The organism is Kitasatospora sp. NPDC094016, assembly GCF_040304045.1.
In the GTDB taxonomy this organism is placed as follows: domain Bacteria; phylum Actinomycetota; class Actinomycetes; order Streptomycetales; family Streptomycetaceae; genus Kitasatospora.
Genome location: NZ_JBEOUK010000086.1, coordinates 1 through 11,597, shown reverse-complemented (window position 1 = coordinate 11,597; position 11,597 = coordinate 1). Strand labels below are relative to the sequence as shown.

Annotated in this window: 13 protein-coding genes and 1 pseudogene; 6 read left to right on the top strand and 8 right to left on the bottom strand. The window is 72.5% G+C overall.

Features of this window, described 5'->3' with window-relative positions; translation table 11 throughout:
* From ABT015_RS37495 to ABT015_RS37485, 3 genes are all read left to right on the top strand, one after another.
* Positions 1 to 200 (top strand): hypothetical protein (locus tag ABT015_RS37495; protein ID WP_350887717.1); only part of this gene is annotated, 200 nt, incomplete at its 5' end.
* Complete coding sequence (locus ABT015_RS37490; RefSeq protein ID WP_350887714.1) at positions 197 to 1,087, top strand: alpha/beta fold hydrolase; 891 nt, start codon at positions 197 to 199, stop codon at positions 1,085 to 1,087. The genes ABT015_RS37495 and ABT015_RS37490, both read left to right, overlap by 4 nt.
* Positions 1,084 to 1,746, top strand: a complete 663-nt coding sequence (locus tag ABT015_RS37485; RefSeq protein ID WP_350887711.1) for a 4'-phosphopantetheinyl transferase family protein — start codon at positions 1,084 to 1,086, stop codon at positions 1,744 to 1,746. The genes ABT015_RS37490 and ABT015_RS37485 overlap by 4 nt, the downstream gene beginning before the upstream one ends.
* A 57-nt stretch (positions 1,747 to 1,803) precedes the next feature.
* On the opposite strand, the gene ABT015_RS37480 is transcribed toward ABT015_RS37485, so the two are convergent.
* The 3 genes from ABT015_RS37480 to ABT015_RS38090 form a co-directional block, all read right to left on the bottom strand.
* Entirely contained in the window at positions 1,804 to 2,538 is a 735-nt protein-coding gene (locus ABT015_RS37480) for an MBL fold metallo-hydrolase (RefSeq protein WP_350887708.1), read from the bottom strand.
* 318 nt (positions 2,539 to 2,856) lie between these two features.
* Positions 2,857 to 3,696: an SAM-dependent methyltransferase gene (locus tag ABT015_RS37475; RefSeq protein ID WP_350887705.1), complete on the bottom strand. Its 840-nt coding sequence runs from the start codon at positions 3,694 to 3,696 to the stop codon at positions 2,857 to 2,859.
* 107 nt (positions 3,697 to 3,803) lie between these two features.
* Positions 3,804 to 4,478, bottom strand: a complete 675-nt coding sequence (locus ABT015_RS38090) for a helix-turn-helix domain-containing protein (protein WP_502897506.1) — start codon at positions 4,476 to 4,478, stop codon at positions 3,804 to 3,806.
* Between the two features lie 182 nt (positions 4,479 to 4,660).
* On the opposite strand from ABT015_RS38090, the gene ABT015_RS37460 reads away from it, so the two are divergent.
* On the top strand, positions 4,661 to 5,851 hold the full coding sequence (locus tag ABT015_RS37460) for a cytochrome P450 (RefSeq protein ID WP_350887701.1): 1,191 nt from the start codon (positions 4,661 to 4,663) through the stop codon (positions 5,849 to 5,851).
* Between the two features lie 164 nt (positions 5,852 to 6,015).
* Here the strand turns inward: ABT015_RS37460 and ABT015_RS37455 are convergent, their stop codons facing one another.
* On the bottom strand, positions 6,016 to 6,357 hold the full coding sequence (locus ABT015_RS37455) for a hypothetical protein (protein WP_350887699.1): 342 nt from the start codon (positions 6,355 to 6,357) through the stop codon (positions 6,016 to 6,018).
* Between the two features lie 425 nt (positions 6,358 to 6,782).
* Here ABT015_RS37455 and ABT015_RS37450 point away from each other — a divergent pair, with 425 nt between their 5' ends.
* Both ABT015_RS37450 and ABT015_RS37445 read left to right on the top strand, forming a co-directional pair.
* Positions 6,783 to 7,484, top strand: coding sequence for a hypothetical protein (locus ABT015_RS37450; RefSeq protein ID WP_350887696.1), 702 nt, complete (start codon positions 6,783 to 6,785; stop codon positions 7,482 to 7,484).
* Between the two features lie 102 nt (positions 7,485 to 7,586).
* Positions 7,587 to 8,948, top strand: a complete 1,362-nt coding sequence (locus ABT015_RS37445; protein WP_350887693.1) for a M64 family metallopeptidase — start codon at positions 7,587 to 7,589, stop codon at positions 8,946 to 8,948.
* Between the two features lie 236 nt (positions 8,949 to 9,184).
* Here the strand turns inward: ABT015_RS37445 and ABT015_RS37440 are convergent, their stop codons facing one another.
* The 4 genes and pseudogenes from ABT015_RS37440 to ABT015_RS37425 form a co-directional block, all read right to left on the bottom strand.
* Positions 9,185 to 9,544, bottom strand: coding sequence for a hypothetical protein (locus tag ABT015_RS37440; protein ID WP_350887691.1), 360 nt, complete (start codon positions 9,542 to 9,544; stop codon positions 9,185 to 9,187).
* A gap of 317 nt (positions 9,545 to 9,861) precedes the next feature.
* The gene (locus tag ABT015_RS37435) at positions 9,862 to 10,470 is read right to left on the bottom strand and encodes an anthrone oxygenase family protein (RefSeq protein ID WP_350887689.1); all 609 of its coding nucleotides are present in this window, start codon (positions 10,468 to 10,470) and stop codon (positions 9,862 to 9,864) included.
* Between the two features lie 182 nt (positions 10,471 to 10,652).
* Entirely contained in the window at positions 10,653 to 11,312 is a 660-nt protein-coding gene (locus ABT015_RS37430; RefSeq protein ID WP_350887687.1) for a hemerythrin domain-containing protein, read from the bottom strand.
* Positions 11,313 to 11,396: 84 nt separating this feature from the next.
* A pseudogene (locus ABT015_RS37425) lies at positions 11,397 to 11,597 on the bottom strand (NmrA family transcriptional regulator); the annotation flags it as partial.

Here is an 11,597-nt window from a genome sequence, read left to right as displayed (position 1 = left end):
CCCCCACCCACGACAACCAACACACCAAACTCACCATCACCTTCACCACCACCCCCCACGGCTGGCCCACCCTCCTCCCCAAACACACCATCCCCAACCAACACACCAAAGCCACCCACAACGCCCTCACCAACCTCAACCACCAACTCACACAAACCAACAACACCACAAACACAAACACAGACAGGAGCACCTCGTGACCACCACCACTGACGTCGCCATCACCGACCTCACCACCACCACCCCCGACGGCGCCCGCCTCACCGTCGCCATCCACCACCCCGCCCACATCGACCCGCGCGACGTCACGACCCCCACCAGCACGCCCCTGATCGTCCTCGCCCACGGCTGGGGCGCCACCCACACCGTCTGGCACGCCACCGCCCAGCTGCTCGCCGCCCAGGGCCACACCGTCGTCGCCTACGACCAGCGCGGCCACGGCACCAGCACCCTTGGCGACAAGGCCCTCACCATCCAGCAGCTCGGGCACGACCTCGCCACCGTCGCCGACGCCCTCGCCCCTCACCGACCCGTCGTCATCGCCGGCCACTCAGGCGGCGGTTACGCCGCGCTCGCCTACGCCACCCAGCTCTACGCCGACGACCCCCGGACCGCGCCCCAGCGCCTCGTCGGCCTCCTCCTCGCCGCGAGCGCCGCCGACGACCAGCAGACCCCTCCGGGCGAGCTCCGCATCATGAAGACGAAGGCCTTCCAGCGCGCCCTCAAGAACCCCCGGCTCGGCCGCCAGCTCCTCAAGAAGACCCTCCACCCGAACACCCCTACTCACACCCAGGAGACCAACCGCCGACTCTTCGCCAACACCAACCCCCACACCCGTCTCACCACCTTCGCCTCCACCAGCACCATGGACCACACCCCCCACCTCCGGAACGTCACCACCCCCACCACGATCCTCCGTGGCACCCACGACACCTCCGTCGGCCAGACCCACATCCGCACCCTCCAGACCCACCTCCCCAACACCACCGTCGACACCCTCTCCGACGCCGGCCACATCCTCCCGCTCGAAGCCCCTCACCAACTCGCCCGCCAGATCCACCAGCTCACACTCGCTTCGCAGCGGTGACCACCTCCTCCCTCACCACCGAGCTGGGCAGGCTCCTGCCGCCAACCGTCCACTGCACCGAGGCCTTCGGGCCGCCGCCGCAGGGCGCGCTCCTTCCTGCGGAGCGCGCCCACATCAGTGGCCGATCGCCCCGCAGGCAGCGGCAGTTCACCGCCGCCCGTACGCTCGCCCACCGTGCTCTCGCCCAGCTCGGCCACCCTCCGGTCCCGCTGCTCCCGGGGCCGGGCGGGGCACCCGAGTGGCCGTCGGGGACCGTCGGAAGCATCACTCACTGCGACGGTTACACCGCTTGCGCTGCGGCGCACGCGGCCGATGTCATCTCACTCGGCATCGACGCCGAGCCTGCTCTGCCGCTCCCCGACGGGGTCCTCGTTCTCACCGCTTCCGAGGACGAGCGTCACCGGCTCGACCGGCTGCCTCACGGCCAAGTCCCCTGGGATCGACTGCTCTTCAGCGCCAAGGAGGCCACCTACAAGGCCTGCTACCCGATCACCCGACGATGGACCGGCCTGGCCGGCATCACCGTGCGCCTCCAGCCCGACCGCACCTTCACCGCCCACCACCCCCACCTGCCCGGTCCCTGCCACGGCCGCTGGAGCACCACCGGTGCCATCCTCCTCACAACCCTCGCCATCCCGCACGGGACCACGACCGGTTGAGCGCGCAGCGCCGCAGCACCCCAGCCCCCCAGCACCGCGAATCGGCCGTCAGCGGGCCTACAGGGCGAGCGCCATTCCCTCGTCGGCCGCGATGATCTCTCCACGGAACCCGGCCCGCGCGTCGGCCACCGAGAGCGCCCGGTCGCTGCCGGGCCAGAAGTGGGTGAGGAGCAGCCGCCTGGCCCCGGCCCGGGCCGCCCAGGTGCCCGCTTCGGCTGCGCTCAGCAGGTGCGGATCGGCGTCCGCCGGCCGGCTCTGGAGGGTGGCTCCGGCGATGAACAGGTCTGCTGCCGCGGCCAGTCGGGCGAGGGCAGGGTCCGGTCCCGCGTCGCCGCTGTAGGCCAGGACCAGACCCGGGGCGCTGAGCCGGATTCCGGCGTGGGGGACGTGGTGCGGGAGGAGTTCGGTGTCGAGCCGGAGCGGCCCGACCCGGTGGCTCGCCGGGAGCGGGTGGACGTCGAAGACGTCGTGCAGGTCTTCGGTCGGTTCCATGGCCTGGACCCGTCCGATCACTCCGGGGGTGCAGTACAGCGGGAGGCGGGGGCCCCGCTGTTGCGCGAAGTAGCGGGCGCGACTGAGCGCGCTGAGGTCGGCACAGTGGTCGGGGTGTTCGTGGGTGATCACGACGGCGTCCAGGTCCTCGGCGGCGCAGTGGTCCAGCAGCCGCGGGAGGGTTGCGTAGCCGAGGTCCAGCGCGAGGCGGAACCCGTCGTACTCCAGCAGGAAGCCGCTGGCGCCCCGGCCGGCCTCAGGCCAGGCCCCACATGTCCCCAGTACCGTCAGTCTGCGCACCGGTCGATACTCTCACGGGTGCTGGCGAGGTCCCTCTGACGGGCTTCGCCATGGAGCCGGCCGTGGAGGACGGCGAATGATGCGGCGCCCTGGCCTTTGAAGGACTCTCAAGCGCCCGGGCCCGCCCCGCTCTCCCCCGACATGGCGGAGGGTCGAGGCCGACGCGGGGACGAGGGGATGAAGGGGCGCGGGGACGAGGCGGCAGCTGACGGATCCGGTCAGAGGAGGCCGAGGGACAGGGAGCCCCGGCCCATGGAATGGCACGCACGCTCACGCTCATCGCCGCCGCCCTCGCCTACCCCGCTTGGGCGCCCGCCCTCAACCGGTGGGGCCGACCGGGCCGTTGCCGCCGGTGCGCACCGCTTCGATGAAGCCGGTGGTGCTCGGGCCCGAGCCGGGCGGGAAGGGGCGGCCGTACGCGGCGGCGACCTCGTCGAGCAGGGTGAGCCGGGTGTTCCAGCCGTGGGCGTCGAGCCACTCGTGGGTCTGGGGGCCGAGGCCGCCCTGCCACAGGTCGGTGATGTGGGCGAGGGTCGGGTCCTGCGGGGTGCTGGTCACGTCCCGGCCCTTTTCGAGCAGCAGTCGGCTGCCCGGGGCGGAGAGGGTGCCGACGGCGGTGAGCAGGCCGGCCGCCTGGTCGGCGGTGAGGTAGACCAGCAGCCCTTCGGCCAGCCAGGCGGTGGGCCGCTCCGGGTCGAGGCCGGCTCCGACGAGGCGGCGCGGCCAGTCCGGGTCCAGCAGGTCGCCGGGCAGCGTGGTGCGTTCGCCGGCCGGGTCGGCGCCGAGTTCGTCCAGGACCTGCTGCTTGAAGGTCAGGACGGGTGCGAGGTCGAGTTCGAAGAGGTGGGTGCCAACCGGCCAGTCGAGCCGGTAGGCGCGGGCGTCCAGGCCTGCCGCGAGCAGGACGACCTGGTCCGCGCCGGCGGCGAGCAGGCGGTCGTCGTAGAAGCGGGTCCGCAGGATGCCGTGGACCACCAGGCCTCTGGCGAGGCCGCTCGCCGGTCCCGAGGTGGGCATCGGCATGCCGGAGGCGGTGACGAAGGCGGCGGCGTAGGGGTCGGTGAAGAGCGGTTCGGGGCGGGAGCTCTCGTAGGCGCGCACCAGCGCGACGGACAGGGCCGTACGGGAGACCGGGCTCAGCGGGTCGGTGGTCGTCATGCCCGGGAATCTACCCCGGCGGCGAGTCGGCCGCTCCGGCGATCCCCTCACGGGCCCGGACGGTCACCTGGCCTGCGGGGAAAGCGACTTGATGCAACGCCACGAGCTCACGTCAACAGGTGACGCCAGCGGTCGGCGGAATCCATCATGTCCCGGATGACGCGTTCCAGGAACGTCCCGCCCCTGGCCAGCCGCTGCCCCACGGGGCTGTCGGGCCCGAACTCCGCCGCGGCCGTCATCGCGATCCCCGCCGTCCCGAGCGTCTCCCGCGAGCCGATCATGATCGAGTGGTACCAGGCCTCGTCGTCGACCACGTAGATGTCGCGACGCCGCTGCGGGTCGCGTTCGCGCCGGACGTATCCGTGCTGGACCAGGTAGTTCACGGCCACGGAGACGGAGGCCGCACTGACGTTGAGCCTGCGGGTCAGCTCGGCCGCGGTGCGCCTGCCGTCCTCGGACAGCAGCAGGTCGACGTGCACGCGCGCCGTCATCCTCGGCAGCCCCGTCCTGACCGCCATCTCGATGATCTCCTCTCCCGTCGGGCTGTCCGAGGGCCCGTCCGCGGGCGGCGGCACCGGGGTGCCGCGCCGCGCGCGCTGGACCGTCGCCCGGTGCGCCTGTTCGGGCCGGTAGCCGCTGGGGCCGCCGTTGCGCCCGATCTCCCGGCTGATCGTCGACGTCGGCCGGTCGAGCCGCCTGGCGATCTCGGCGTAGGACAGCCCGTCGGCGAGTCCGGCCGCGATGCGCTGGCGGTCCTGCTGGGTCAGTCGTCCTCCTGGCATGCCGCCAGTATTGCCTTCGCATTCATTCATTGCAATGCGGCATTGCATTCGACTCCAGCGTCATTGCATCAATTTACCGCTGCTGTACTGGGAAAACTCCTATCGCTCATTGCGACCATGGTGAATGCAACGTAGCTTTCGAATAGTCCCGAAGACGCATTTGCGCGAGATGAGGAACGGTCATGGGTGAATCCGTCCACACCGTCACCACGCTGCCGACGGCGCGCCCGCCCGGCTGCCCCTTCGACCCGCCGGCCGAGCTGACCGACGCCCGACGGCACGGCCCGATCAGCCGCTACACCCACCCCGGCGGGGCGGCCGGTTGGCTGGTCACCGGGTACGAGCTGGTCAGGTCGGTCCTGGCCGACCCGCGGTTCAGCTCGCGCAAGGAGCTCATCAACGTGGGCGACTTCGAGATTCCTCCGGCGCCGCCCGGCGAGTTCCTCCTCATGGACGACCCGCAGCACGGGCGCTACCGGAAGCCGCTGGTGGGCAAGTTCACCGTGCGGCGGATGCGACTGCTCGCCGAGCGCATCGAGCAGATCACCGCCGAGTGCCTGGACGCCATGGAGGCGGCCGGGCCGTCGGCGGACCTGGTGACCGCGTTCGCCAAGCCCATCCCCGCCATCGTGATCTGCGAGCTGCTGGGCGTGCCGTACGAGGACCGCGGCTCCTTCCAGGAGCAGATCGACTCGTTCATGAACGGGGAGACGAGCGACGAGGAGCTGATCGCGGCCTACACCGCGACCCAGCGGTACCTCGCGGAGCTGGTGGCCGCCAAGCGCGCGAACCCCACCGACGACGTGCTCAGCGATCTCATGGACAGCGACCTCACCGATGAGGAGCTGAGGGGCGTCAGCCTGATCCTGCTGGCGGCCGGGCTCGACACCACCACGAACATGCTGGCGCTGGGCACCTTCGCGCTGCTGCAGAACCCGGCGCAGTTGGCCGACCTGCGCTCCGACCCCACGCTCACCGGCCGGGCCGTCGAGGAACTGCTGCGGTACCTGAGCGTCGCCAAGTCGTTCATGAGGACGGCGCTGGAGGACGTCGAGTTGGGCGGCCAGAGCATCAAGGCCGGCACGACGGTCATCCTGTCGTACAGCACTGCCAACCGCGACCCCGAGCGCTTCGCCGATCCCCACGTGCTCGACTTCCGTCGGCAGTACGCCGGGCACCTGGCCTTCGGCCACGGCGTCCACCAGTGCCTGGGGCAGCAGCTGGCCCGCGTCGAGCTGAGCGTCGCGCTCTCCGCGCTGGTCAAACGCTTCCCCACGCTGCGCCTGGCCGTACCGGCGGAGGAGGTCGGCCTGCGGCCGGAGACCGCGGACATCTACGGGGTGAAGAGCCTCCCGGTCACCTGGGACGCGTGACCGGGAACCGGCCCGGGCGAGGTCGGGGCCAGGCCCGGGCGAGGTCGGGGCCAGGGCCAGGGTCCGGGTCGGGACCGGGGGACCCGCCCGGACGGAGGAGCCCGACACGTCGCGTGGCCCGGCACACCCACGGAGGGTGTGCCGGGCCGTCGGCGCCACCGGGTTCAGGGGGTGTAGCTCACCCAGCCGCTCAGGGCGGTGGTGTTCGGCGGGCAGTAGACGCGCACGTTCAGGAAGGTGGTGTACGGGCCCACGGTGTGGGTGGAGCTGTCGGAACAGCTCACGTTGACCCACCACTTGGTGGTTCCGGTGCCCGAGCAGGAGATGTTGAAGTACTGCTGGGTGCCGTCGCTCCCGAACGTGCCGGTGCTGCAGTTGATGCTCTGCAGCGCGTCCGGGGAGGTGGTCTGCGCCTGTGCGGCCGGGGCCGCGGCGAGGCCCAGCGCCGTGGCCGTGGCGAACGCCGCGAGGCTGCCCGCGATCCTGTTCCTGGTCCGGTTGTTCACAGCTGTCCGTCCTCGGGGTCGGTGGTGCGCGTGGGGGCGCCGGGCGGCGACTCGGAGAGCAGCCCGGCGCCCTGTCTGCGGTGACTTTAGGGAGCGGTCGGATCCGCGAGCATATGACGGCGGAAAATGCGCCTGTCCCGGCCTGGTCAGGCCTCTTGGCCCGTCGATCACGAATTCCTGCGACGGGGCACCGCCGATGGGGCGGCCGAGGTGGTCCGCCGGCGCCCGGAACGGCCGAAAACACCCGGGCACCGGCGTACCGTCCGCACCCCGGCATGGCACAAGTCCGTTACAGCGGCGTCAGGTTCCTCCCGCCCCGCACGCGTGCCTGGCATCATCCAAGTCCGTGCCGCCCCCGGAGCCGCCCACGGCGTGCCGGGGCGTCGGCCCGCATGGCGACCGACGTCCAGCCAAGGGGGAGTCCGATGACGCTGTTCGGCAAGCGGCCGGGCCCGCAGGACGCCCGGCCGCGCGGGCGGGTCACCGCACTGAGGCTGCGGGGCGTGGTGCAGGCCCTGCTCGTGCTGCTCGGCCTGTCCGCGGTCGGCCTCGGGTTCGCGCGGTTCGTCGACGCGTACCACGAGGGGTGGGCGTACCGCGGCGCCCCGGTCTGCGGCGCTCCGGCGATCGGGCCCGGGGTGGACTGCACGCTGCGGGAGAGCGGGCGGGTGACGAAGAGGACGGTGCAGCGGGACGGCGACTCGACCTCGTACACCCTGACCGTGGCCCGCGAGAAGGCTCCGACCGGCGCCTACGACGTCGGGGAGGCGTTCTACGACGACGTGCGGACCGACACGGTCGTGAACCTGACGGTCTGGAGGGGCCAGGTGGTCGAGGTCGACTACCAGGGGCACCGGGCCCGCAATCCGCACACCCTGTGGCTGGCCATCATGAAGCTGGCGCTGCTGGTCGGCGCGGGCACGGCCCTGGTCACGGGCGGCCTGCTCGGGCCGAACGTGCGCTCCTGGTGGATCCCGGCCGGGATGTCCGTACCCGTGGCGGTCACCACGCTGGTGGGTGCCGCCATGCTCCTCCTGATGGACTGGCCGCTGCCCGTGACCGTGGTCCTGGCCGTCCTGGCCTGGCTGCTCGCGGTCTCCGTCGTCAGCGGAATGTCCGCGGAGTAGTGGCCCGAAGCGGATCCGGAATGCCGCTCACAGGTTGTCAGGTTCTCAACATGGGAAATAGGCTGCCACCTCCCGTTCACGCCACCACCGGGGAGACCACCCATGCCCAGCAGTACCAGGAGCCGCAGGACCAGAACCGCCGCGACCCTCCTCACCGCCGCCCTGGCCGCGGCCCTCCTCGGCGGCGCCCCCGCGCTCGCCGCACCCGGAGCCCCGCCCGGGACGACGACGGGCGACGCCCCCATAGCCGCTCCGGCGGACGGCCGGCACCCCGTCGAGGTGTTCGGCGAGGACGGTGGCATCTCCCGGGCCCTCGTCCCCGGCGGCTCCCCGTACACGGCCGGCTCCCGCGCCCAGGGCGTGGCCCCGCTCCGGGACGACGGCGACGTCACCGCGCTGGTGCGCAACGGCGATCCGGCCGCCAAGCTCGACGTGGTGGTCATCGGCGACGGCTACGCGGCGCAGGAACAGGAGAAGTTCCGCAGCGACGCGGCCGAGAAGTGGCGCGAGATCACCGCCGTCGAGCCGTACGCCACCTACCGCAACCTGTTCAACGTCTGGGCGGTGTCGGCCGTTTCGCCCGAGTCGGGCGTCTCCGGGGATCCGGACCAGACGACCGTCCGGCACACCGCGCTGGGCTCGTACTTCTGGTGCGACGGGGTGGAGCGGCTGCTCTGCGTGGACGAGAAGGCGGTCGAGCGCTACGCGGCCAAGGCCCCGCAGGCGGACCTGGTGATCGTGGTGGCCAACAGCACCAAGTACGGCGGCGCGGGCTACAACGACGTGAAGTCCCCGCTCGGCTACGAGGGCATCGCCACCGTGGCGGGCGGCAACGCGAAGTCCGGGCAGATCGCGGTGCACGAGACCGGGCACTCGCTGGGCAAGCTCGCCGACGAGTACGCGTACGACGGCCAGGGCACCTACCAGGGCGCGGAGCCGGCCGAGGCCAACATCAGCACGCTGACCGCCGACCGGATGCGCGCCCAGGGCACCAAGTGGTCCCGCTGGCTCGGCCGGACGTCGCCCGACGGCGGGACGGTCGGCGCCTACGAGGGCGGCGGCTACTACCCGACGGGGCTCTACCGACCGACCGACAACTCGATCATGCGCTCGCTCGGGCGGGAGTTCAACCTGCCCGGACGGGAGGCGATGATCGCCGGCTTCTACCGCCACGCGACCCCGCTGACGAGCCCCGTCTCCACCGACACCCGGCTCACCGCCGCCAGCCGCCTCACCGTCGACCTGCCCGTCCCGGGCACCCGGCTGCGCTGGTTCCTGGACGGGCGCGAGCTGACCGGGCAGCGCGGGCGCACCGCGCCCAACCTCGCCGCCCTCCACCCGGGCGGACCCCGCTCCCGGCCGCACCTGCTCACGGCCGTCGCCACCGACCCCACCCCGGCGGTGATCGACCCGGCGCTGCGCGAGCACCTGACCGGCAGCCTGTCCTGGCTGGTGACGCTCTGACGCGCGTCCACCACGGCTAGGCCCTGTCCGGCCGATCTTGCCGGGCCCACGACGCCGGGCATCCCGCCTGGACGCACGCCCGAATCGCCCAAGTACGCCCAGTACGAGGACGATCCGGGCGCACGCCCAGCCGGGCGCCCAACGCCGCGGGCTGATCCGCCAAGATCGACCGGACAGGGCCTAAGGCCCCGGGCCCGGCAGCACGGTGTGCCGGGCCCGGGGCCTGTCGTCCGCGCCTACCGCCCGCCCTCTCCCGGCCTGCGCGGGGGGTTGCGCCGCAGCGGGGCCAGTTCGCGGGCCAGCGTCCGCACGTCCACGGCTATCCGCGCCGCGAGTTCGCCCGGCCCCGCGTCGCCCGGCAGGCGCCGGGACCAGGAACGCGCCTTGGCCGGACCGTCCTGGACCATGTCGAAGTTCAGTCGCACCGCCCCGGCCGCGTCGGCCAGGGTCACCAGGATCCGGGTGTCCGCGAGGTCGATCGTGACCTCGTTCCCGATGCACGAGCACGCCACCAGACCCTCGATGTCCTCCTCCGCCAGATATCTGGCCAGGGGAACCGCTCTCCCCCGGATCAGGTACGGACGTACCACCGCCACCACAGACCCCGCCCCCTCTCCAGCCCACCGGACACGCCGACCACCGTACGGCCCGGCAGCGGCGCAAGCGCGCCGCAACGACCGGGCCCGCCCATGCTCCACCCATAGCCCCCGGATCGCCAAGTCCATGACGTCCCAGGCGACTTGACCGACAGCACTGGCCCGGCGCACCGGCGCACGCCCCGGCGCACTCGGGCGCCCCTCCACCAGCCCGGCAGCAGCAGGAGCGCCGCACCCGGAACGCACGAACGCCCGCCCGCACGAGGCGGACGGGCATCCCCGCGGCCGCGCAGCCCTATGGCGCGCGGCCGGGCCGCTCAGCGGCCCAGGCGGCTGAACCGGCCGTGCAGGACCAGCGAGCGGCTCAGGGCCGCCAGGCCCGCCGTGCAGAGCAGTGTGCGGAGCATGTTGGCAGCGACCCAGGTGCCCTCGAACTTGGCGCGCACGCCCGCGAAGTCGTGGATCTGGGACGGGTCGCCGGCCGCCGCCAGCTCGTTGTTGAGCGGGATGTTGACGCCCATCGTGACCATCAGCGCCACCACGTACAGCACCGTCGCTCCGGCCGCCCACAGTGCCGCCCGGCGCCGGCCGGCCTTGTGCTGGAGCCAGGCCGCCACGCCGGTGGCGGCGAAGGCCCCGACGAAGACCAGGCCGAACATCCCGTTCTCGATCGACGAGTTGATGTGCTGCATCGCCGTGACGTACGTCCGGTCGTCCCCGGCCGCGAGGCCGGGCATCACCGACACGTCGAAGGCGAAGAACAGGCCCGCCATCAGGCCCATCGCGATGGTGGCGCCCGCGAGGACGGGCCCGGCGGCACGGCTCTGCCCGGCGGTTCCGCCGAGCGGTGAACTCCCCGGCCGCACGCCGCCGACGGCCGACGGGACGGCGTACGACACCGGTGCCGACCTCTGATCCGAACGCATCACAGGACCCCTTTTCACTCTCCCGGCCCCGCAGGGCGCGGCGCCGGCGAACAGCGGAACGAACGACACCACCCACCGTGCGATGCCACCCGCAACGGAATCGCGACAACCGGAACCCCGCTACGCGCCGGGGCACTTGCAGCGCCGGAGAGTGCCGGGGGGAGTTCGGAAGGGGCCTGCGGTCACAGAACCGGGTTCAGGGTGCGCCGGTACCGGCGCTCCAGCACCGTGCGCCCGATCAGCCGCACCGGGCCCGGGATGGTGGCCGACACGGCCCGCACGGACGCCGCGTCCGCGCCGTCGAACATCCACGGCTGCAGGTACGTCATGACCTGCCCCGGCGCGCTCTGGATGATCCGCCGCTCCACCCGCAGGTACTCGTCCACCGGCAGGCCCGCGATCGCCGGGAACACCACCGGCTCCTCGTGCCCCAGGTGCTCGCGGATCAGGTTCTCGAACCCCGCCGCGGCCTCGGGCAGTTCGGCGATCCGGCGGGCGGACAGCACGTCCGCGACCCGGCGCATCGTCCGGTCGAGCGCTTCGTGGTCCTGCTCCAGGATGCCGCCGCCGTCGAAGCCGGCCAGCCGCTCGCGCAGGAAGGGCCAGAGGATCTCGTCCTCGCTGTGGTGGTGCCAGTCGATGACGGCCCGTAGCCGGCCGAACCAGTCCGCCAGGGCCGCCGCGGGACCCCAGCCGCCCGCGGACGAACCCCGGGCGGCGGCCGCGCTCAGCCGCGCGGCGTCCCGGCGCATCGCCACGTGCATCAGCCCGAAGCCCCGGATGTGCCCGGGCAGCGCGCCCACGCCCCGCTCGCTCGACCAGACCTGCTTGCCGTCCGACATGGCCAAACCTCCACTGTTATGTCCGGATACACGACCGACGCCCGTGCGGCGGCGGCCTGTTCGGGCCGCCACCGGCGGGCCGGATCACACGTTCCACACGCCCGAGGCGGCGGCCTCGCGGGCGAAGTCGGCGAAGTCCCGCGGCTCACGCCCCAACGCCCGCCGCACCCCGTCCCCCAACGAAGCGTTGCGACCGTCCAGGATCACCGAGAACAACTCCGCGAAGTCCCCCGGCAGACCCGCCTCCTCCAACACCCCCCGGTACGCCGCCTCCGACACCGCCTC